This window comes from Neomegalonema sp., assembly GCF_028688855.1.
Taxonomy (GTDB): Bacteria; Pseudomonadota; Alphaproteobacteria; order Rhodobacterales; family Rhodobacteraceae; genus Neomegalonema.
In genome coordinates, this window is sequence record NZ_JAQTXI010000027.1 from 20,875 (window position 1) to 42,948 (window position 22,074).

At 69.0% G+C, this 22,074-nt stretch carries 20 protein-coding genes; 17 read left to right on the forward strand and 3 right to left on the reverse strand.

Going from position 1 to position 22,074, the window contains the following annotated elements; translation table 11 throughout:
* The first annotated feature begins 24 nt into the window (after positions 1 to 24).
* From PHN62_RS15525 to PHN62_RS15550, 6 genes are all read left to right on the forward strand, one after another.
* Complete coding sequence (locus PHN62_RS15525) at positions 25 to 1,659, forward strand: molecular chaperone GroEL (protein WP_300152228.1); 1,635 nt, start codon at positions 25 to 27, stop codon at positions 1,657 to 1,659.
* A gap of 192 nt (positions 1,660 to 1,851) precedes the next feature.
* On the forward strand, positions 1,852 to 2,247 hold the full coding sequence (locus PHN62_RS15530; RefSeq protein WP_300152230.1) for a VOC family protein: 396 nt from the start codon (positions 1,852 to 1,854) through the stop codon (positions 2,245 to 2,247).
* 48 nt (positions 2,248 to 2,295) lie between these two features.
* Positions 2,296 to 2,751 carry a hypothetical protein gene (locus tag PHN62_RS15535; RefSeq protein ID WP_300152232.1) on the forward strand — a complete coding sequence of 152 codons (456 nt, stop codon included), beginning with the start codon at positions 2,296 to 2,298 and terminating at the stop codon, positions 2,749 to 2,751.
* Positions 2,748 to 4,313, forward strand: a complete 1,566-nt coding sequence (locus tag PHN62_RS15540) for a GMC family oxidoreductase (RefSeq protein WP_300152234.1) — start codon at positions 2,748 to 2,750, stop codon at positions 4,311 to 4,313. The genes PHN62_RS15535 and PHN62_RS15540 overlap by 4 nt, the downstream gene beginning before the upstream one ends.
* Before the next feature lie 88 nt (positions 4,314 to 4,401).
* Complete coding sequence (locus tag PHN62_RS15545) at positions 4,402 to 4,695, forward strand: ribbon-helix-helix domain-containing protein (RefSeq protein ID WP_300152236.1); 294 nt, start codon at positions 4,402 to 4,404, stop codon at positions 4,693 to 4,695.
* A 141-nt stretch (positions 4,696 to 4,836) separates the two neighbouring features.
* Positions 4,837 to 5,817, forward strand: coding sequence for a hypothetical protein (locus PHN62_RS15550; RefSeq protein WP_300152238.1), 981 nt, complete (start codon positions 4,837 to 4,839; stop codon positions 5,815 to 5,817).
* Here PHN62_RS15550 and PHN62_RS15555 read toward each other — a convergent pair.
* The 3 genes from PHN62_RS15555 to PHN62_RS15565 are packed head-to-tail and all read right to left on the reverse strand — an operon-like array spanning position 5,792 to position 7,457.
* Complete coding sequence (locus PHN62_RS15555) at positions 5,792 to 5,989, reverse strand: hypothetical protein (RefSeq protein WP_300152240.1); 198 nt, start codon at positions 5,987 to 5,989, stop codon at positions 5,792 to 5,794. The genes PHN62_RS15550 and PHN62_RS15555 overlap by 26 nt on opposite strands.
* 20 nt (positions 5,990 to 6,009) lie before the next feature.
* Positions 6,010 to 7,161 (reverse strand): hypothetical protein, encoded by a 1,152-nt coding sequence (locus tag PHN62_RS15560; protein WP_300152242.1) that lies wholly within the window; start codon positions 7,159 to 7,161, stop codon positions 6,010 to 6,012.
* An 11-nt stretch (positions 7,162 to 7,172) separates the two neighbouring features.
* A complete protein-coding gene (locus PHN62_RS15565) occupies positions 7,173 to 7,457 on the reverse strand; it encodes a hypothetical protein (RefSeq protein WP_300152244.1) in 285 nt (94 codons plus the stop codon).
* A 50-nt stretch (positions 7,458 to 7,507) separates the two neighbouring features.
* Here PHN62_RS15565 and PHN62_RS15570 point away from each other — a divergent pair, with 50 nt between their 5' ends.
* From PHN62_RS15570 to PHN62_RS15620, 11 genes are all read left to right on the forward strand, one after another.
* A complete protein-coding gene (locus PHN62_RS15570) occupies positions 7,508 to 7,756 on the forward strand; it encodes a hypothetical protein (protein WP_300152246.1) in 249 nt (82 codons plus the stop codon).
* An 899-nt stretch (positions 7,757 to 8,655) separates the two neighbouring features.
* Positions 8,656 to 9,150 carry a hypothetical protein gene (locus PHN62_RS15575; RefSeq protein ID WP_300152248.1) on the forward strand — a complete coding sequence of 165 codons (495 nt, stop codon included), beginning with the start codon at positions 8,656 to 8,658 and terminating at the stop codon, positions 9,148 to 9,150.
* 163 nt (positions 9,151 to 9,313) lie between these two features.
* Positions 9,314 to 11,329 (forward strand): sigma-54-dependent Fis family transcriptional regulator, encoded by a 2,016-nt coding sequence (locus PHN62_RS15580; protein ID WP_300152250.1) that lies wholly within the window; start codon positions 9,314 to 9,316, stop codon positions 11,327 to 11,329.
* A 178-nt stretch (positions 11,330 to 11,507) separates the two neighbouring features.
* Positions 11,508 to 13,217: a D-lactate dehydrogenase gene (gene dld, locus PHN62_RS15585; RefSeq protein ID WP_300152252.1), complete on the forward strand. Its 1,710-nt coding sequence runs from the start codon at positions 11,508 to 11,510 to the stop codon at positions 13,215 to 13,217.
* Positions 13,218 to 13,524: 307 nt separating this feature from the next.
* Entirely contained in the window at positions 13,525 to 14,790 is a 1,266-nt protein-coding gene (locus PHN62_RS15590; RefSeq protein WP_300152254.1) for an imelysin family protein, read from the forward strand.
* A 73-nt stretch (positions 14,791 to 14,863) separates the two neighbouring features.
* A complete protein-coding gene (locus PHN62_RS15595) occupies positions 14,864 to 16,408 on the forward strand; it encodes a di-heme oxidoredictase family protein (RefSeq protein WP_300152256.1) in 1,545 nt (514 codons plus the stop codon).
* Between the two features lie 2 nt (positions 16,409 to 16,410).
* Positions 16,411 to 17,391, forward strand: a complete 981-nt coding sequence (locus tag PHN62_RS15600) for an imelysin family protein (RefSeq protein ID WP_300152259.1) — start codon at positions 16,411 to 16,413, stop codon at positions 17,389 to 17,391.
* 2 nt (positions 17,392 to 17,393) lie between these two features.
* Positions 17,394 to 18,464, forward strand: coding sequence for a DUF1513 domain-containing protein (locus tag PHN62_RS15605; protein ID WP_300152260.1), 1,071 nt, complete (start codon positions 17,394 to 17,396; stop codon positions 18,462 to 18,464).
* Between the two features lie 106 nt (positions 18,465 to 18,570).
* Positions 18,571 to 19,773, forward strand: coding sequence for a chromate efflux transporter (gene chrA, locus PHN62_RS15610; RefSeq protein ID WP_300152262.1), 1,203 nt, complete (start codon positions 18,571 to 18,573; stop codon positions 19,771 to 19,773).
* Between the two features lie 319 nt (positions 19,774 to 20,092).
* Positions 20,093 to 21,571: an ABC transporter substrate-binding protein gene (locus tag PHN62_RS15615; RefSeq protein ID WP_300152264.1), complete on the forward strand. Its 1,479-nt coding sequence runs from the start codon at positions 20,093 to 20,095 to the stop codon at positions 21,569 to 21,571.
* A 115-nt stretch (positions 21,572 to 21,686) separates the two neighbouring features.
* Positions 21,687 to 22,074: ABC transporter permease (locus tag PHN62_RS15620; RefSeq protein WP_300152266.1), on the forward strand; the 388-nt coding region annotated here is incomplete at its 3' end.

The following is a 22,074-nucleotide window of genomic DNA, read 5'->3' on the forward strand; positions in this document are numbered from 1 at the left end:
GCCCGGTCATAAAGGGAGGATTTCATGCCGAACATGCTGCTTCACAGCAGGGAGGCTCAACGGGCCCTGGCGCGCGGCGTCGCGAAGCTGGCCGCCGCGGTCGAGCCCACTCTGGGCCCGAAGGGCCTGAACGCGATGATCGACCGCCCGGTCGGCACGCCGCTGATCACCCGCGACGGCGTCTCCATCGCCACCGAGATCGAGTTGCCCGACCGCTTCGAGAACATGGGCGCCCAGGTGGTGCGCGAGGTCTCGATGCAGACCAACGACGTCGCCGGAGACGGCACCACCACCGCCATCGTCCTTGCGAACGCGCTGATCCAGCAGGGAGTCTCCCAGTCCGAGCGCGGCGCCCGCGCCATCGACCTTTGCCGCGGCATCGATCTGGCCGTGGGGTCGGTGGTCGAGGCCTTGCGTCGGCAGGCGGTTCCGGTCAAGGACAATCCCCGTCTGCTCTCGGCGGTGGCCAACATCGCCGCCACCGACCCCAAGCTGGGCGCCATCGTCGCCGAGGCCTATTCCCGCATCGGCGAGAACGGCATCATCACCGCCGATTTCTCGGTGACGGTGGAGACCACCCTCGAAGTGATCGAAGGCATGTCCTTCGAACGCGGCTACATCTCGCATCACATGGTCACCAATCAGGACGAGATGGAGGCGGCGCTCGAACGCCCCCTGATCCTGCTGACCGACCAGAAGATCCTCAAGCCCTCGGAGCTGGACGCCGCCCGCAGGATCGCCGACGCCGAAGGGCGTCCGCTGCTGGTCGTCGCCGAGGAGATCGCGCCCGAAGTGGTGGTCACGCTGCTGGAGGCGGCCAAGCCCGGCCGCTATCTGATCGTGCATCCGCCCGAGTACGGCCATTGGCGCAAGGCCCAGATGGACGATCTCGCCATCCTGACCGGCGGCGAGGTTCTCGCGCGCGATCTCGGCAAGAAGCTCGAGAACGTCACCCGCGAGCAGCTCGGCGGCGCGCGCCAGGTGCGGGCCTCGGCCAGCCAGACCACGGTCATCAAGGGCGAAGGCGATCCCGGCGCCATCCTGGCGCGTCGGCTGCAGGTGCAGCGCCAATACGACATCGCCCCGCCGAACATCGAGCAGGACAAGCTGCGCGAGCGTCTCGCCAAGCTTTCCGGCGGCACGGCGGTCATCCATGCGGGCGGCCTCACCCCGGTGGAGCAGAAGCGCAAGATCCAGCTGATCGAGGATGCGCTTCACGCCATCCGCGCGGCCGTCGAGGGGGGCGTGGTCGCGGGCGGCGGTTCGGCTCTGGCCCACGCCTCTCCCGCGCTCGAAGCCCTCTCCGAGTCGATCAGCGGCGACGTGCAGGCCGGCGTCGATCTCGTGCGTTCGATCCTGACCCGGCCTCTGGCGCGGATCGCGATCAACGCCGGGCGCGACCCCAACGCGGTCATCGCGGCGGTGGTCAAGGCGGGCGACGGTCAGGGCTTCGACGCCTCGAACGGAACCTTCCGCGACATGATCGAGGCCGGAATCGTCGACCCCGTGCTCGTCACCTGCTCGGCTCTGGCCAACGCCGCTTCGGTGGCGACCCTGATCCTGACCACCGAGACGCTGATCGGGCATCAGGAGGAATACGTCGATCCGACCGCAGGCCCGGCTCTGGGCGGCGGCGCGGAGAAGCTGGGCCGTCAGTAAGCGTCCTCCCCCGGGCCCGGCGGAGAGGCGGAAGCTTTCGCACTGATCGCTTCCGCTTCTCCCCGGCCGGAGGGGAAGACGCCCGCAGACGGCGAGGCTCGGCGACGGGCGTCCGGCGCTTCGTCGCAGGGATCTGGAGGAGGGTCATGGATCGGGGCTGAAGATCCATGCGCAAGAGGAAAGGGAGGCCGAATGGCGAAACTGGTGCACAGCATGATCCGGGTGCTCGACGAGGCCCGGTCCGTGGATTTCTACGCCCGGGCCTTCGGGCTGTCCGTGGCGGAGCGGCTCGATTTCGACGGCTTCACGCTGATCTATCTGTCCAACGCCGAAAACAGCTTCGAGCTGGAGCTGACGGTGAACAAGGATCAGACCGAAGCCTATGACCTGGGCAAGGGCTACGGCCATGCGGCCTTCGTCGTCGACGACGTCGACGCCGAACACGCCCGCTTCGAAAAGGAAGGCCTCGCCCCGCGCAAGCTGGTCGACTTCCAGCATCAGGGCCGCAAGCTGACCCGGTTCTTCTTCGTGCAGGACCCGGACGGCTACCAGATCGAGGTGATCCAGAAAGGGGGGCGCTTCGTCTGAACGGCGCCTGGCCCGCCTTTGGCCGGAATTCATGGGAGGATAAAAAACATGACGACGAAACGCGACGCCTTTGCGCTGGACCCCGGCAAGGACGAAGCCAGCCGCCGCCTGCTGGCCAAGGTGGTCAGGACGGCTTTCCCGCACAAGACTTTCCCCGACGCCGTCTATCAGCGCAGCGCCGACGCCGTGCTGGCTGCGGCGAGCGGCACGCCTGCGCAGAAGCTCGGCTTCGCTGCGGCGCTGCATGAGCTGGCCCAGTCGGGCTTCGGCGGGCTCAACGACGAAGCGGCGGCTCTGGCGCATCTGAAGAGCATCGAGAACACGCCCTTCTTCGCCTTCACCCGCGCCACCGCGCTCGTGGCGCTCTACGACGACCCCGAGGTCTGGGCCCTGCTCGGCTACGAAGGCCCGAGCTTCGACAAGGGCGGCTACATCAACCGGGGATTCAACGATCTCGACTGGCTGCCGGAAGTGCGGATCGAGGAATATGAGGCGGGCAAATGAAGAAGATCGCAAACGACGAAGCCGCTGTCGTCATCATCGGCTCGGGCGCGGGCGGAGGCACGCTCGCCTATGAGCTGACCGCCGCCGGGATTCCCTGCGTGGTGCTGGAGGCCGGACCCTTCCTCAAGAGCGAGGACTACCACAACAACGAGTGGGAGGCCTTCAAGCAGATGGCCTGGCTCGACGCCCGGACCACCAGCGGCTCCTGGCGCGTGGCGAAGGACTTCCCCGGCCTGCCCGCCTGGATCGTGAAGGCGGTGGGCGGCTCGACGACCCACTGGTCCGGCGCGACGCCCCGCTTCAAGGACTACGAGTTCAAGACGAAGACCACCTACGGCGACGTTCCCGGCGCCTCGCTGCTGGACTGGCCGATCACGCTGGCCGATCTCGAACCCTATTACGACCGCGCCGAGATCGCCATGGGCTCGACCCATCGCCATGGCCGCCCCGCGCTGCCCGCGAACAACAACTACAAGGTCTTCGCCAACGGCGCCGAGCGGGTGGGCTACAAGCTCTACGCCACCGGCCCCTACGCCACCAACGCCGAGCCCTATGACGGGCGTCCGGCCTCGATCCAGGACGGCTTCAACTTCCAGGGCGACAAGAACAAGTCGAAGTGGTCGACCCTCGTGCGCGAGATCCCGCGCGCGCTGGAGACCGGCCTCCTCGACCTGCGCCCCGACAGCCATGTGGTGCGCATCACCCATGGCGCCGACGGCAAGGCCGACGCCGTGCTCTACGTCGACAAGGAAGGCAATCTGCATCGTCAGGCGGCCCGGGTGGTCTGCGTCGCGGGCAACTCCATCGAGAGCGCGCGCCTGCTGCTGCTCTCTGACAGCAACCGCTTCCCGAAGGGCCTCGCCAACAGTTCGGATCAGGTCGGCCGCAACTACATGCGCCACATGACCGGATCGGTCTACGCCCGCTTCGACAAGCCCGTGCGCATGTTCCGCGGCGAGACCATGGCCGGGATCATCGCCGACGAGGCGGGGAACGATCCCGCGCGCGGCTTCGTCGGCGGCTATTACATGGAGACGCTTTCGCTCGGGCCGTCCTTCCTGGCCTCCTTCGTCGAGCCCGGCGCCTGGGGTCCGGACTTCACCGAGATCATGGAGGCCTACGCCAACACCGCAGGCATGTGGATCGTGGGCGAGGACATGCCTCAGGCGACCAACCGCATCACGCTCTCGGATACGGCGCGCGATCAGTGGGGCCTCGCGGCGGCGAACGTCCATTTCGACGACCACGCCAACGACGTCGCGATGCGCGATTACGCCTACGACCATGCGCAGAAGCTGTACGACGCCGTCGGCGCCGTGGCTTCGCATCGCACGCCGCCCTATCCCTCGACCCATAATCTCGGCACCTGCCGGATGAGCGAACGTCCCGAAGACGGCGTCTGCGACAAATGGGGCCGCGCTCATGACGTGTCGAACCTCTTCATCTCGGATGGTTCGGTCATGACCACGGGCGGAGCGGCGAATCCGACGCTGACCATCGTCGCTCTGGCGATCCGGCAGGCGGATCATCTGGCCGCGAAGCTGAAGGCGGGCGAACTCTGACGAGAACTCGGGGGGAGCCGCGACGACCTCGCGGCTCCCTCCCTTTTTTCCGCCCCGCGCGGATTTCTCCCGCCAGAGAGGGCCCCCGATGTGCAAGCTCTTCGCCGGGGCGGACCCGGAGCTCTGGGCAAGCCGCACCCGCTCCATCCGCATGGACGGGATGGTCACCAGCCTGAGGCTGGAGAGCCTCTTCTGGATGAAGCTGGAGGAGATCGCCGCCGGCGAGGCCCTGAACCTGCCGCAACTGCTGCGGCGGCTCTCCGACGAGGCCATGGACGAAGGCCATGACCTGGAGAATTTCGCCTCTTTCCTGCGGGTCTGCTGTCTGCGCTTCGCCGATCTGCAGGCGGCGCCCGACAGGGCGCGCGAAGACGCGGCCTGAGGCCCTCCCGCGCGGAGGCCTGCGGGCCTGCTGCGTCTTGCGGGACATGCGCGATTCCTCCGGACATCCCGCAGATTTTTCGGATTGCGCTTCCTCCCGAGGTTAAGCTCGCCGGGTCCCTCTTGCGACGGAGCCCCCGGCTTGACCATGGCGTCCAATCCCTTTTCCGGTCCCGAGCGGTTTTACGTCCGGATCTCGCCGCCGCTGGCGGCGCGGATCCGGCAGTTATGGTCGTCGCGCGGGCTGGATCTCGACCGGATCTGGGGCGAATGCGTCGGCGGCCTGCCGGGACTCGCGACGCAGTCCGACGGCGCCTCCGCGCAGGCCATGCGGAGCCATGACGGACTTTGCCTCTTCGATCAGGCGCTGATCTGGCTGATCGGGCTGAACCGGATCTGTCAGGCCGGACAGGGAGTCGAGGGGCTGGCCCTGACTCAAACCCAGCTGAGCGCCATCGCGGCCCTGAGCGGGCGGATGCAGGAGACTCTGGGCGCCCTGCGCCTGCTGGTTCTGGAAGGCTACACCACCCCCGCCCTGCAACTGGCCCGTTCGGTTTCGGAAGACGTGGACATGACTCTGGCGCTGTTGCTTCGGCCCCGGCTGGCGGCGGATTTCGTCGCCTGCCGCACGAGCGACGAGGCCAACGACTTCTGGCGCCGCCACATCGCGGGCGGACGGGCCTTCCGCTTCGTGGCCGAAAAGCTCTACGCCATCGGCCTCGACCACACCGACGGCACCCATTACGGTCGCTGGCGGCGCGAGGTGCTGACCCTTCTGGGCAGCGCGATCCACAGCTCTCCCCTGGGCCGGAGCCGGGGAGCCGGGCGAGGCGGCTGGACCGAAGATCCGATGGCCCGGGACTGCCTCGAATTCGTGACCTACCGGCTGCACGAACTCTGCGCCTGGGCGCATCTTCTGGAGCTGCGCCTGACGGAGGATCTGACGCGGATCGCGGCCGCCGCAGGCCCCGCCGCCCGGGAGGCGAGGCTCCTGCGCTATGCGGTCCTGTCGCGCGACATCCTGCTGGATCAGCTGCGCTGGAGCCTGAGGGGACGCGAAGACCCCGCAGGCGCCGACCTCCTCGCCGGTCCTCCGCTCAGTGGCGGCCCGGAGCGCCCTTGATGCGGTCGGCGGCGATCCAGCGGGCGGCGAGAACCAGCGTCCCCATGGCGAAGTCCTTGCCATGCGCCAGGATCATCTCTTCCGAGAGCTCGGCCACGCGGGCGAAGAACTGATCCTTGCTGGCGTCTTCGCCGGTCTCTGCGGGCGGGGCGGCCGTTTCGGGCTGTTTCATGGGCTTGTCCTCCTTGATCGTCATTTGAACATCTGGGGCGGCAGGGTCGCCAGAGCGGCGAAGCCGGCTCCGGCGCCGATGGCCAGATGCAGGCCGCAGGGCGACCAGGCCAGGGCGCCGACCGCCTCGCCCTCGCCGAGCCGCAGCGTCAGTTCGTCGGCCTGACCGGGCCGCGTCAGCGTCACGGTTCCATCCGCCGCGCCGCAGGCGAGGAGATGAAGCTTCGGATGAGCCGCGACCCGCTCGACCAGAACCAGAGACGCGCGGCCGCTGCGCAGCGCGCCGAGGCCCGGATCCTCAAGCGGCGGCGTCTCCAGAGACCATCCGGCCGCCCGGAAGGCGCCCGAGGCGAAGACCTCGCGATCCCGCGCGGTGAAGGTCAGGGCGGCGGGCCGGGCGCGGAAAGGACCAAGCCTTCCGCTGGCGCCGTCGGCCATGCGCCGCAGCCAGAATCCTTCGGCCTCGTCGGCGCCCGCGAGCCAGGCCCCTCCGGGCGAAAAGGCCAGAGGCCCGACCCCGCCCAGCGGCAGATCCTCGACTTCGCCGTCCGGCGACCAGAGCAGAAGCCGCCCTTCAAGCTGGATGGCGAGGCGCGATCCGTCGCCCGCCGGACCGGGCGCGAAGGCCAGCGCCCTGGCCGCTCCGGGAGTCAGCAGGCTGCGCAGCTTCGCGAGCCCCTCCTCCTCGACCAGCCGGACGGAGCCCTCATGCGCCAGCCCCAGGCGGCCTCGCCCGTCGGAGGCGAGGGCGGTCAGGGGCTCTCCGCCCTTCGCCAGAGGGATCGTCTGTCCACGCGGCGTCACGCGGAGGATCTCGCCGGCGGGCGTGCCCGCGATGAAGCCGAGCCCCGCCGAAGGAACGAGGAAAGGCGCGCCCTCGCAGAGGGGCGGAGTCAGCGTCGGGCGCGCGGGCGGATTCTTGCGCGGCCTGATGGCGCTGCGTCCGGTGTCTCCCTCGATGTGCAGGCGGGAGATCGACGATTCCTCCTCGTCCAGCGGCGCCAGAGCCACGCGCCCGTCCGCGAGGACGAAGGCGGCGGTCTTGCCTGCGCGGTCCATCACGATCGAGGAGACCGGCGCCTCCAGCGTCCAGCTGCGCGCCAGCAGGTCGAACAGAGCCGTGTTCGCGGTCGGGGCCGGAGCCGGGGGAGGCGGAGAAAGCGTCTGAGCCATGATGCGATCCTTCAGCGTTGCGCCGCAAGCTCCCGGGCCAGCGCGTTGAGTTCCTGTTCCAGAGACCGGATCGTCTCGTCGATCCGGTCGGCTTCGGCCTGAGCCTCGGCCTCGTCGCGCCCGGCCTGTTCGAAGGCGGCGGCGTCGCCCTGGTGTTCGGCGAGCTGGCGGGCGAAGCCCGCGGCGGAAAGTTTCTGCAGCCGCCGGTGATATTCCCCGGTCATGCCGGAGAGCCGGGCGGTCAGCCGGAACTGGTCTTCGAGAATCTCTTGCTTCGTGCGGAGCGGCGCCGTCATCCTGTCCTCCTGTCCGGCTCTGAATGAAGCCCCCTGCATGAGGATGCGCTGTGATCGAAGACCCCCGCGTCCGGCTGAAGGCCGCTCTCGCCCGCGCCGCCGCCGATCAACTGGGCGAGGCTCACCCCGTCGCGCTCGCGGCGGAGGAGGGCGGAGACGGGCTGCAGGCCGCGCTGGACGGCCTGTCCGACGCGGAGCGCGACCGGCTTCTGGCCGCCGCGCACCGGCTGATGCGCGAGGATCTCGGGGCGGTCTGGTCCTTCCTGCCCGGCCCGGCGCAGTCGGACCGCAAGCATTGAGGCTCCGCGCGGGCGGAGCGCGGCCCGCGACCCTTCCGGCGGGCTCGACGGGAGCCTGCGGCCGGAGGGTCGCCTCCTGACGACAGGGCCGCCGGTCAGGAGAGGCGGCGGAGTCCGCATGTCAGACTCTGCGCCGCTGGAGATCGGGTGATGAAAGCAATTCGGCCTCCCTTGCCGTGATCGCGCCTTCTGGCGAGGCGTCTTCTTCGATCATAACAGAAAAGAATCGGCGCAAAACAGATTATGGACGCCCGGATCGAAGATTCGAAAGATGAAAACGGGCCTTTTTCGTTACAAACGTAATGTTTCGTATCATCGTTCTATTGCATCTTCGCGGATGATTTACATGCTGCGCCGCCGCGTGATTTGCCCGCGGAGGCGAGACCTTCCCCGACCGCGAATCGCCCCCTCGCCGCAGAGGGCGAAAGCGGCGGCTCCGACGGCCTCCCGCCCCCGGAACGCAGCGGCGAGGCCCGGGACGAAGGCGGACGCGGCGGACTTCCGCCCCGCGCCGGAGACCCTTCGGAGAGCCGCCGCAGCCCCGGCGGAGCGAGCCCTCCCCACCCCCCGGACAGGCCGCGGCTCCTGCGCGGGAACCTGCGCGGGAGGCGGCTCCGCGCGCGGTCCAGGCCCTGTCCGCGCCTGGGAGCGCGGAGATTTTTCGAGCCCCGGACAAGGCCTTGCGCCCCGTCCCCCCGGAGGCCTCCCGCTCCCCCGGAGGCCGGATCTCGCGAAGTGGCTTGAAAAGGGGATCGGTTGGTGTCACCTTATGCGGCGCTCATGATCGTCGAGTTTCGGTCATGCGTCCTTGTGGGCTGTTGAACTGCAGCGATGAAGATCTGCGCCATAAGCTTGGTCCATCGGGGTCCGCCACATAGATCACTGGCAAGGGAGGTGCCATGATCGAGATCATTTCCAAGCGCGACGGGCCCCGTCGCGAGGATGAGCGTGCGCGCCATCTGATCGGCAAGAATCGCGCGACCATCACCCGACTCGCGGATCAGTTGACCCAGGGCGGCTACAGCGCCAACAAGGCGGCGCGCGCCGCCGGCCCGGCCCAGCCCGAGCCCGAGGGCAAGATCATCCGCCATTTCGGCGCCTATGGCCCGGGGAAGCCCGACGAAGGCGCCGATCTGCGGGTGAAGGTCAGCGTCAACAACCGCGTGATCGCCTATGACGGCGACACCGGGCGGCAAGCGCATCTGCTGGGCGAGATCCGCTGGCGCGACGGCCTGCGCTACTTCGCCCTCGCCACCACGCTCAACGGCTTCCTCTCGGGGCTGCCCCCCGACGTCCTGGCCCCCATCGAGGAGCTGGACGGGCAGATCATCGACGAGGCCTGTCCCGAAAGCCTCCTGGCCGAGGAGATCGCCCGACGCCTGGGCTATCTCTGAGATCGGGCTCCGGGACCGGGCCCCGAAGATCGGGCCCGGTCAGACGGAGACCACGCAGGAGCAGGCTCCGGCCTCTCCCTCTCCCGTAGAAGCTCTCGCTACGCTCGAATGAGAGCCCGACCGCAAGGGCGACGTCATGCGCCTCAGCCAATGGGAGGGCTGAATGATTGATCTGGCGACGGGTTTTCACACCCGGACGGGCATGTTCGACGACTGGCTCGACCAGCGCGCGACCATGCGCGCATGGGAGGATTTCCTCACCTACCGGGATCTGGAGCGCAGCCAGATCTCGGGCGTCCGGCGCGAGATCCTCGAATCCTGGTCCCGCAGCCTCGCTCTGGGGATCGACGCCAACGCGAAGCTGGCTCCGCTGGACGAAAGCCACGACCGCCTTGAAGAAGCGCGCAAGCGCAACGCCGAACTGAGAAGCGCCGCCGAAGGCCCCTTCGCCAAGATCGGCCCGCTTCTGGCCGAAGCCGAGGCTCTGGTCATGCTGACCGACGCCGAAGGCCTGGTGCTCGAACAGGTCGGCGACACCCGCACGCGCGAAGCCGCGCGCAGCATACATCTGGTGAACGGCGGCAACTGGGACGAAGCCGTGATCGGCACCAACGCCATCGGCACCGCCTTGCGGACGGGGCGTCCGACCATCGTCCACGCCTCGGAGCATTTCTGTCAGGGCATCAAGACCTGGACCTGCGCGGCCGCTCCGATCCGCGATCCGGTGGACGGCGCGACGGCGGGTCTGGTCGATCTGTCGGGCTCGCCGAGCATCTTCCGCCCCCATAACGTCGCGATGATCGCCGCGGTGGCGCAGAAGATCGAGACCAGCCTCGCCGAGCGCTATCAGGCGCGCCGGGCCCGCCTGCTCGAAGCCTTCTTCGATTCCGGGATCATCCCCGAACAGGACGACGCGGTGGTCATCCTCGACCAGATGGGGCGGGCGATGTATCAGCGCGGCGGCGCGAAATTCGGCGATCTGGCGCAGGGGCGGCAACTGATCGCCCTCTCGGACTCCATGAGCGACCACGAGATCGCGAAGGCCATGCCCCCGCATCTGCAGCCCAGCCGGATCCAGCGGCTGCTGCTCGGCGGCGAATTCGGCGGCGCCGCGCTGATCGTCTCCTCGCGCCGGACGGCGCGGCCGCAGCCTCCGAAATCCGCTCCTCTGGTCATCCCCGCGCGGGCCGGAGTCGGCGCCGACGCCCTGACGATGATCGGCCATGACCAGGCCTTCGTCGAGGCCATCGAGCTGGCCCGTCGCGCGGCGGGCGCGGGGGCCTCGGTGCTGATCCAGGGCGAAACCGGCGTCGGCAAGGAGCTGTTCGCCCGCCTCGTGCATTCCGGCGGCAAGCGCCGCGGCCAGGGGCCCTTCATCACGCTGAACTGCGGCGCGATCTCCTCGGAGCTCTTCGGCTCCGAGCTCTTCGGCCATGTCGCCGGAGCCTTCACCGGCGCCACGCGCGAAGGCAAGGCGGGCAAGCTGGAGCAGGCCGACGGCGGCCTTCTCTGCCTCGACGAAATCGGCGAGATGCCGCTCGATCTTCAGCCTTATCTCCTGCGGGTGCTGGAGCAGCGCGCGGTCTATCGCATCGGCTGTTCGCGCAGGCGTCAGGTGGACGTGCAGCTGGTGGCCATGACCAACCGCGATCTCGGGCAGGAGGTCGAGCTCGGCCGCTTCCGCCGCGATCTGTATTTCCGCATCGGGACCGTCACCATCGAAGTCCCGCCGCTGCGCGAGCGGCGCGGCGACATCCCCCTTCTGGCGGATCATTTCAACAGGATGGCCGCCGAACGCCTGAGCCGGGATCCGCTGGATCTGCCGGATTCGATCCTCGACCGGCTGCTGGCCTATTCCTGGCCGGGCAACGTGCGCGAGATGCGCAACGTCTTCGAGCGCATCTATCTGATGGCGCAGGGGACGGCCATCGTCGAATCCGATCTCCCCGCCATCCTGACGCGCGGAACCGAGGGCGGCCCCGCCGCTCTGGCCGCAAGCGCCGGACACAAGGCCCCCTCGGAGCCGGAAAGCCTGAACGACGTCGAGGCGCGGGCGATCCGCCGGGCGCTGGTCAGCGAGGAAGGCAACCTGACGCGGGTCGCCGCCGTGCTGGGCGTGTCGCGCCCCACGCTTTACCGCAAGCTCAAGGCCCTCGGCATCCGGCGCACCTTCGGGTGACGAGGCCCGCGCCAGACCCGGCGCGCTCCGCACGCAGACCCGGACAGCGGGAGGGGGAAAATCGCGTCCTGTATTATCGGGGTGCTACCTCTCGGCGCCGCAGACGCCTATTCTCCGCAGAACCAGAAGAGTGAAATTGTCTCGTCGGTCCATGGCGGCGGATGAGGGGGGAGGAACCATGGAGCTTGCGCCTCTGATCCGTGAAGTGACGGCGATCGTCGGGCCGCGCCATTGCCTGACCGGCGCGCGCGCGACCGAGCGTTTCCGCAAGGGTTTCCGCTCGGGCGAGGGCGAGGCCGCGCTCGTGGCGATCCCCGGCAGCCTGATCGAGATGTGGCGCGTGCTGCAAGTCCTCGTGGCTGCGGACCTGATCGTCATCATGCAGGCCGCCAACACCGGATTGACCGAAGGATCCACGCCGAAGGGCGAATATGACCGCCCGGTCGCGATCATCTCCACCCTGCGGCTGGACGCCATCCACCTGCTCGACGGCGGACGACAGGTGCTGAGTCTGCCCGGCGGAACCCTGTTCCGGCTGGAGAAGCTGCTCGCGGGCGTCGGACGGCAAGCCCATTCGGTGATCGGCTCCTCCTGCATCGGCGCCTCGATCGTGGGCGGAGTCTGCAACAATTCGGGCGGATCTCTGGTTCGGCACGGACCGGTCTACACCGAACTTGCGCTCTACGCGCAAAGGGGCGCCGACGGGGCCTTGCGTCTGGTCAATCATCTGGGGATCTATCTGGGCGAGACGCCGGAGGAGATCCTCGGCCGGCTGGATCGCGGCGAGATCCCCGCAGCCGCCCTGCGCCATGACGCGGGCCGCGCCTCGGACGACGGATACGCCGCCCGGGTGCGCGAGGTCGACGCCGAGACGCCCGCGCGTTTCAACGCCGATCCGCGCGGGCTTTACGAGGCTTCGGGTTCGGCGGGCAAGGTCGCGGTCTTCGCCGTGCGGCTGGACAGCTTCCCGACCGACGCCGCGACCAGGGTCTATTACGTCGGCTCCAACGACGCCGCCGCTCTGGCGCGCCTGAGGCGGGGCCTGCTCACCGAGCTGCCTGAACTTCCCGTCAGCGGCGAATACATGCATCGCGATTGCTTCGACGTCGCGCGCCGCTATGGCAAGGACGTGCTGCTGATGATCCATTGGCTGGGCACGGATCGTCTGCCGATGTTCTTCGCGCTGAAGGGGGCGGTCGACGCACGGCTGAACAAGCTGCGTTTCCTGCCGCGCAATCTGGCGGACCGCGTGATGCAGGGCTTGTCCCGGCTGGTTCCCGAGGCTCTGCCGAAACGCATGCTCGCCTTTCGCGAGGCCTACGAGCATCATCTGATCCTGAAGGTGACGGGGCCCAGCGCGACCCGGACCGAAGCTCTGCTGCGGGCGACGGTCGGCGAGGGCTGGTTCCTCTGCGACGCCGCCGAGGCGAAGAAGGCCATGCTGCATCGTTTCGCGGCGGCGGGGGCGGCCGTGCGCTACGGGGCGGTGCATGCGCGGGAGGTCGAGGAGATTCTGGCGCTGGACATCGCCCTGCGCCGCAACGACGCCGAGTGGTTCGAGCAATTGCCCCCCGAGATCGCAGGGCAGTTCAGCCATCGGCTTTATTACGGGCATTTCCTGTGCCACGTGCTGCATCAGGATTACGTGGTGAAGAAGGGAGCGGATCCCAAGGCGTTGAAGGCGGCCATGCTGAAGCTCCTCGACGCGCGCGGGGCGGAATATCCGGCGGAGCATAACGTCGGGCATATCTACAAGGCGAAACCCGCTCTGGCCGCGCATTACGCGGCGCTGGATCCGACCAACAGCTTCAATCCGGGCATCGGCGGCGCCTCGCGACACCGCTGCGGAGTTCAACATCACGAAGGGGAGGAAGGCTCCGCGCCGTAAGAGGCGGGCCGCTTGAGGGGATGGGCTTGTCCGGAGACGTCCTGGATCCCCGGCGGCCGCCGACATGCGGGACTCCATCCGCGCGCCTTCGGGAGCAGACCGGAGAGCAGGAGCCCCTGTTGCGGACGGGCGAAGACGAGGCGCGCGCGAACCGGAGATTGCCCCCTGAATTCCCGAGGGCTATTGTCGATCATCGAGCCTCTGACGCGACAGCCCCTCCGAACGTCCTCCGGCCTGCGGATCGGACGCCCAGGACAGCCCTCACGCCATGACGGCGGCCTGACCCGACAGAACCCGGAGACCCATCGTGAAATCCATTCGCCTGCTCGGCGCGCTCTTCGCCTGCTCCTCCCTGACCGCGCCCGCTCTGGCGGCCGAGCCCGCGGCCGTCGTCAAGACCTACGCCGACCTCGCGGAAGCCGTCTATTCCGACAGCCTCTCCACGGCGCGGAGCCTGCGCGAGGCGGTGGGGGCTCTGACCGCATCGCCTTCCGCCGAGACGCTCGCCGCCGCCCGCGCCGCCTGGCTGGCCGCGCGCGTCCCCTATCAGCAGTCGGAGGCCTGGCGCTTCGGCAACCCCATCGTCGACGACTGGGAGGGCAAGGTGAACGCCTGGCCCCTCGACGAGGGCCTGATCGACTACGTCGACGCCTCTTACGGAGAGAGCGAGGAGAACCCGCTCTATACGCTGAACGTGATCGCCCATCCGGAATTCTCCATCGCCGGGACCGAGATCGACGCGGCCGAGATCACGCCCGCGCTCATCGGCGAAACCCTGCATGAGGCCGACGGAATCGAGGCCAACGTGGCTTCGGGCTATCACGCCGTCGAATTCCTGCTCTGGGGTCAGGACCTGAACGGCGTCGAGGCCGGCTCCGGAGACCGCCCCTGGACCGACTACGCCCAGGGCGAAGCCTGCACCAACGGGAATTGCGACCGTCGCGCCGCCTATCTGACCGCCGCGACGGATCTGCTCATCTCGGATCTGGAATATATCGTCGCGCAATGGGCCGAGGACGGCGAGGCCCGCAAGGCCGTGACCGAAGATCCTCAGGCGGGTCTGACCGCCATGCTGACCGGCATGGGCTCGCTCTCCTATGGCGAGCAGGCGGGCGAGCGCATGAAGCTCGGCCTGATGCTCCATGATCCCGAGGAGGAGCATGACTGCTTCTCCGACAACACCCACAACAGCCATTACTACGACGGCCTCGGCATCCGGAACGTCTATCTCGGCAGCTACGCCCGCGTGGACGGCTCGGTTCTTTCCGGCCCCTCGCTCTCGGAGCTGGTCGCGGCCGCCGATCCCGCCGTGGACGCCCAGCTCAAGGCCGAGCTCGACGCCAGCGTGGAGAAGCTCGCGGCGCTCAAGGCCAGGGCCGATTCCGGCGAAATGGCCTATGACCAGATGCTCGCGCCGGGCAACGCCGAGGGCGAGGCTCTGATCATGGGCGCCGTCGACGCCCTCGTGACGCAGACCGCCTCCATCGAGCGCGCCATGAACGTCCTCGGCCTGACGAAGGTCGAATTCGAGGGCTCCGACAGCCTCGACAATCCCAACGCCGTCTTCCAGTAAGCGGAGAAGGCTCCGGGGCGCTGAAAGGCGTCCCGGAACCCGGAGGCGAAGGGACCGAGGAGGCGAAGCCGCCATGACGACATCACGGAGAAGGAAGGCGGCCGCCCTCCTTCTCGCCTCAAGCCTCGCAGGGGGCTGGGCCGCCGCGCAAGGTCTGGAGGATCCGCATCTTCCCGTCGTCCCCCGCACGCCTGCGGAGCGGACGCGGATCGAGACCATTCAGGCCCCGACGCAGGATTTCTCCAGGGCCGAAGCCTTCGAGGCCATGCAGGGCGGCGCCGCGACCGTGCGCGCCCGCGAGAACGCCGACGCCTTTTCGCTCTCCTCGGCGAACATGCCCTTCGCCCGCGAGATGGATTTCAAGCTCGGCAACGCGCTGTTCCGCAAGACCTGGGTGGCGGCCCCCTCCTCCACCAGGGCCTCGGACGGGCTCGGGCCGCTCTACAACGCGCGGGGCTGTCAGGATTGCCACCTCAAGGACGGGCGCGGCCATCCCCCGGAGAGCCCCGAGGATTCGGCGGTCTCGATGTTCCTGCGGCTCTCGATCCCCGGCGGACCGACGCCCATGGAGATTCAGGAATGGCTGGCGACCTCGCCGGACCCGACCTACGGCCATCAGTTGCAGGATTTCGCCGCCTCCGGCCTCGCGGCGGAAGGGCGAATGGAGATTTCTTATGAGGAAATCCCCGTGACCCTCGCGGACGGGACCGTGGTCTCGCTGCGCAAGCCGACCTACGCTCTGGGCGATCCGGGCTACGGCCCGCCTCATGCGGAGCTTCAGCTGTCGCCGCGCGTGGCGCCGCAGATGATCGGACTCGGGCTTCTGGAGGCGATTCCGGCGGCGGACATCCTCGCGCTGGCCGATCCCGAGGACGCAGACGGCGACGGGATCTCCGGACGCGCCTCCATCGTTCCCTCCCTGGAGTTCGGGGGGGAGTTCGGCAAGCCCATGCTCGGGCGCTTCGGGCACAAGGCGGGGATCGCCACCGTGCGCGAGCAATCGGCCTCCGCCTTCTCGGGCGACATGGGACTCTCGACGCCGCTGTTTCCCGATCCTTGGGGCGAATGCACGGAGGCCCAGTCCGCTTGCCGCGCCGCGCCTCACGGTCAGGAGCCGGAGGTCCGCGAGGGGCTGGAGGTGGACGGCCCGAGCCTCGATCTCGTGACCTTCTACGCCCGCAATCTGGCGGTTCCCCAGCGTCGCAAGGTGGAGGATCCGCAGGTTCTGCGCGGGAAGGAGATCTTCTACGGCCTGAACTGCACGGGCTGCCATAACCCGAAATTCGTCACCCATCGCCTGAAGGATCAGCCGGAGCAGAGCTTCCAGCTCATCTGGCCCCATACGGATCTGCTGCTCCACGACATGGGCGAGGGCCTCGCCGACGACCGCCCGGAAGGCCGCGCCTCGGGGCGCGAATGGCGCACCGCGCCGCTCTGGGGGATCGGGCTGACGCAACAGGTTTCCGGCCATAGTTATTTTCTGCATGACGGCCGCGCCCGCAACCTGCTGGAGGCGATCCTCTGGCATGGCGGCGAGGCTCAGACTCAACGCGACGCCGTCGTCGCTCTGCCCACGCCCGACCGCGAAGCCCTCATCGCTTTTCTGGAAAGCCTTTAGCCATGCGCCACATCCTCGCCTTTCTCTTGCTGGCGGGGCTTCCCGCTCCGGCCTTCGCGGATGTCGGGGCGGCCGTCGACCGCCGGATCCTGCCCGCCTACGAGGGCTTCGCGACCGCCGCCGAGGCCCTCGCGGCGGAGGCCGGGACGACCTGCGATCCGGAGGCCCTGCGTCCGCCCTTCAACGCCGCCTGGGACGCCTGGATGCAGGCGTCCCATCTGCATCTCGGCCCCTCGGAGGAGAAGGGACGCGCCCTCGCGATCCTCTTCTGGCCCGATCCGAAGGGGCTCGGCGGCAGGGCTCAGCGCGCCCTGCTGACCGGAGATCCCGCCGCTCTGGAGCCCGAAGCCTTCGCCGGACAATCCGTGGCGGCGCGCGGCCTCGCGGGGCTGGAGCGGCTGCTCTATCCCTCCAGCCCGCCGGAGGCCGACGCCTGCCCGCTGATCCGCGCCACGACGCAGGATCTCGCGCGCCTGGCGCAGGAGCTCGTCGCGGGCTGGGAGGGTCCGGAGGGCTTCGCGCAAAACCTGCTCACGGCGGGAGAACCGGGCAACACGCGCTATCTGGCGCCAGGCGAGGCGGTTCAGGCGCTCTTCACGCAGCTCGTGGCGGGGATCGAGTTCCAGGCCGACCAGAGGCTGGGCCGCCCCCTCGGGACGAAGGATCGCCCTCGCCCCGAACGCGCCGAAGCGCGGGCTTCGGAACGCTCCCTGCGCAATCTGACCCTCGCGCTGAAGGCCCTGCGCGAGATGGCGGTGACCCTCGACGGGACCGCCGCCCGCACCGCCTCCGCCTTCGACCGGGCCATCGAAGCCGCCGAGGCTCTGGAGGATCCGACCTTCGCCGGAGTCGCCTCGGCGGAGGAGCGCCCGAAGATCGAGGAGCTGCAAAGGCTGATCCGCCAGATCCGCCGGACGGCTCTGGACGAGATGCCGCCCACTCTGGGCGTGACCGCCGGGTTCAACTCGCAGGACGGAGACTGACGATGACCACGAGGCGCGGATTTCTGGTCGGCCTGGCGAGTCTGGGCGCGGCGCCGAGGCTCGGATGGGCGGATGTCGGGGCGCCGGCTTGGCTGACCGCCGGGATGAAGCCCGACGGCGCTTACGTGCTGCACGGCCTCAGCGCCGGAGGCGTCAGCCGCTTCGAGATTCCGCTTCCGGCGCGCGGCCATGCGGCGGCGGCGCATCCGACGCGCCCCGAGGCCGTGGCCTTCGCGCGGCGTCCGGGAGTCTTCGCGCTGGTCCTCGACTGCTTCACGGGCGAAGTCCTCAGCCGTCTGACTCCGCCCGAGGGGCGGCAGTTCAACGGCCATGGCGCCTTCTCCGCCGACGGCCGCCTTCTGATGACCTCCGAAGTGGTGGCGGAGGGCTCGGCGGGGCGGATCGGTCTTTGGGACGCCGGAACCTGGCGGCGGATCGGCGAATGGGACTCCGGCGGGATCGGGCCTCACGACCTGAAGCGCCTCGCGGATGGACGGATCGTCGTCGCCAATGGCGGCATCCAGACCGATTCCACGGACCGGACCATGCTGAATCTCGAAACCATGAAGCCGAACCTCGCCCTGCTCTCCGCCGAGGGCGAGATCCTCGAAATCATGGAGCTTGAGGAGGAGCTTCGTCAGAACTCCATCCGCCATCTGGCGCTGATCGATGGCGGCACGGGCGTCGCCTTCGCGATGCAATGGCAGGGAGACCCCGCCGAGGCGGTCCCGCTGCTCGGAGTCTGGCGTCCGGGCGAGGCGCCGCTCCTCTGCGAGGCCGCGCCGGGGGATCTCTTCGCGATGAAGGGCTATGCGGGCTCGGTGGCGGCGGTGGGCGAGAGGATCGCCATCTCCTCGCCGCGCGGCGGCGCGGTCATGATCTTCGACCGGAGCGGCGCGCCTCTGGCGACCCATCGCCGGGCCGACGTCTGCGGTCTGGCGGCTCTGGAGGGCGGCTTCGTCGCCTCGGATGGATCGGGCGCGCTCTGGCGGCTCTCCGCCGAGGCCATGGAGCCTCTGGCCCGTCATGACGTCGCCTGGGACAACCACATGGTCTCCGCCGCCAGCCTGTGAGCGGGGGCCTCCTCTTTGGCGGCTGACGTCGAAACGACGCGGAGTCCGGGATAGATCTCGCCGTTCATCTGCGAATCGCCGCCCCCGGCGGCCCGGAGGGGATGCGATGATCCAGGCGCCTGTGAAATCCGGCTCTGCGGCGGAGGTCTTCCTCGTCTTCCTGAGGCTGGGCCTGACCTCCTTCGGCGGGCCTGTCGCGCATCTCGCCTATTTCCACGAGGAATTCGTCAGGCGACGCCGCTGGATCGACGAACAGGCCTACGCCGATCTCGTCGCGCTCTGCCAGTTCCTGCCCGGCCCGACCTCCAGCCAGGTGGGATTTTCGCTCGGCGTCTCGCGGAGCGGGGGACTCTCCGGAGGGCTGGCGGCCTGGCTGGGCTTCACCCTGCCCTCCGCCCTGGTCCTCCTCGCCTGCGCGACGGGCGCCGCCGTCCTCTCGGGGCCTCTGGCGGCGGGGGCGCTGCATGGCCTGAAGCTGGTGGCCGTGGCCGTGGTGGCGCAGGCCGTCTGGGGCATGGCCCGGAGTCTGACGCCGGATCGCCCGCGCGCCGGGATCGCTCTGGCGGCGGTCGGGATCGTCAGTTTCCTTGGGGGCCCTTTCGCTCAGGTCGGCGCGATTCTCTGCGGCGCCCTGGCCGGATTCCTCTTCCTGGGCGCCGGAGAGGCCCCTTCCGGCGGAGGCCTGCGCTTTCCGGCCTCCCGACGCCAGGGGCTTGCGGCTCTGGCCCTTTTCGCGATCCTGCTGATCCTGCCCGGGCTGACGGGCGCGGCCGACCGCAGCCAGGGGATCGCGCTGTTCGACGGCTTCTATCGCGCCGGAGCTCTGGTCTTCGGCGGCGGACATGTCGTGCTGCCGCTGCTGGAGGCCGAGACCGTGGCGCGGGGATGGGTGGACGAGGAAGCCTTCCTCGCGGGCTATGGTCTGGCGCAGGCGGTTCCGGGGCCGCTCTTCGCCTTCGCGGCCTGGCTGGGCGCCCTGACCCGGCCGCCGCCGGACGGCGCCCTCGGCGCCTCCATCGCGCTGATCGCGGTCTTCGCGCCGGGCCTGCTGCTGGTCTACGGGGCTTCGCCCTTCTGGGAGAAGCTGCGCGCCCAACCCGCCGCCCGGCGCGCCCTGACCGGCGCCAACGCCGCGGTGGTCGGCGTGCTGGGCGCGGCGCTGCACGATCCCGTCTGGACGAGCGCGGTGCTCTCGCCGCAGGATTTCGCCCTCGCGCTCGGCGGCTTCCTGCTGCTCATGGTCTGGAAGGCGCCCTCCTGGGCGGTCGTCCTCGGACTCGCGGCGGCGGGCGCGGTCCTGAGCCTCTGACCTTCCGGGGCCGGAGGACAAGAGACTCCTTGGCGCGGCGGGCTCCGAAGCTATATCCTCACCGGCGCGACGCGGCGAAGGTCGAACGAAGGAAGGGAGCCCGGCGGGCTCTCCCTCCCCGAAGACCCGACCGCGCGCCTCTGGGCTCTTGAGGAGGGCGGCGACGGATGCTCATGGAACCGCGCAGGATCGGACGCGCTGCTCTCGCCGTTCCGGCGCGCGGGAGGGCCCGTCAGGTCTGTCCTCGCGCCCGCCTTCTGCGTCCGGCGCTCCCGCGCTCATGAACGGACGCAGGTTTCCCATCAGGAGGACATTGAACATGCAGCGGATCTTCGCATCCTCTCTTGCGGGCGCGATTCTGCTCGCCTCGGCGGGAGGCGCCTTCGCCAGGGACAGCCTCACTGCAGGCGAAGTGCTGGAGCCTCCGGGGCTGGACCCCACCGCCAACGCGGCTTCGGCCATCCGCCGCGTGACCTACGCCAACCTCTACGAGGGTCTGGTGCGCGTCGCCGAGGATGGTTCGGTGCAGCCCGGCCTCGCGGAGAGCTGGGCGTGGTCGCCGGAGGATCTGGCTTACACGTTCAAGCTGCGCGAAGGCGTGAAGTTCCATGACGGCGCCCCCTTCGACTGCTCGGTGGTGAAGTTCTCCTACGAACGCGCCGTGGCGCCGGATTCGGTCAACGCCCAGAAGGGCCTCTTCGAGCCCATCGAAAGCACCGAATGCCCCGATCCGCTGACGGCGGTGGTGAAGCTCAAGCGGGCGGCGCCGAATTTCCTCTTCGGCATGGGCTGGGGCGACGCGGTGATGATCTCGCCCGCCTCCGCCGAGACCAACAAGACCAATCCGGTGGGCACGGGGCCCTTCCGCTTCAAGCGCTGGGTGCAGGGCGACCGCGTCGAGCTGGAGCGCAATCCCGATTACTGGGGCGAGCCCGCGCCGCTCGCCTCCGTGACCTTCAAGTTCATCAGCGATCCTTCGGCGGCGGCGGCGGCGGTCCTCTCCGGCGAAGTGGACTACTTCGGGCAATTCGAGGCCGCCGAGCTTCTCGAAAGGCTGCGGGCGGATCCGGACCTTCAGGTCGACATCGGCTCGACGACCGGCAAGGTCATGATGTCGCTGAACAACGCCCGCGCGCCCTTCGACGACCTCCGGGTGCGTCGGGCTCTGGCCCACGCCATCGACCGGCCGAGCTTCGTCGAGGCGGTGAACTCGGGCTACGGATTGCCCATCGGCTCGCACCAGACTCCCGCCGAACCGGGCTACGTGGACCTCAGCGAAACCTACCCCTATGATCCCGACAAGGCCCGCGCGCTGCTCGCCGAGGCCGGGGTGAAGCCCGGAACGCGCTTCACGCTCGTCCTGCCGCCGCCCGCCTACGCGCGTCGGGGCGGAGAGGTGATCGCCGCCTATCTCGCCGAGGTGGGGATTCAGGTCGATCTCGTCCCGGTGGAGTTCGCGCAATGGCTGGATCAGGTCTTCGCGCGCGCCGATTACGACGCGACCATCATCGCCCACACCGAAGCCCGGGACCTCGACGTCTACGCCCGCGATTTCTACTACTACAACTATGATGACCCGGAATACAAGGCGCTCTACCGGGATTACGCCGGAACCGTGGACGAGGCCGCCCGTCTGGAGCTTCTCGGAGAGCTTCAGCGCAAGCTCGCCGCGGACGAGCCCAACGTCTATCTCTACGCCCTGCCCAAGATCAGCGTGCGCAACGGGAAGCTCCAGGGCGTCTGGAGCAATCTCCCGCTGCCGGTCAACGATCTGACCAGGGTCCGTTGGGCCGAGTGAGCGCCGCCGCGCGCCCCCTCTGAATCCCGGCCGGAGCGCCCGCCTCCCGAGGCGCGGCGCTCCGGCTTTCCTGCAAGGCCGCGCAGCCTGCAAGGCCGCGCAGAAGGAGTCCCGCATGACGAGCTATGTGCTGGGGCGTCTCGTCTCGCTGCTCCTGACGACGCTGGCCGCCTCGCTGATCGTCTTCCTGCTGATGCAGGTGCTGCCGGGAGATCCGGCGGCGGTGATGCTCGGGGTGAACGCCCAGCCGGAGACCCTCGCCGCCCTGAGGACGAAGCTCGGCCTCGACGCTCCGCTCTGGACGCGCTATCTGGACTGGATCGGCGGCTTTCCCTCCGGAGATTTCGGCGTCAGCTACACCTATTCCGTGCCGATCAGCGAATTGCTGGGGCCGCGCGTCATGGTGACCCTGCCTCTGGCGCTGCTCTCCATGGCGATTTCGGTCGGGGTGGCGCTGCCGGTGGGCGTCTACGCCGCCTCGCGACGCGGAAAGGCCGGAGATT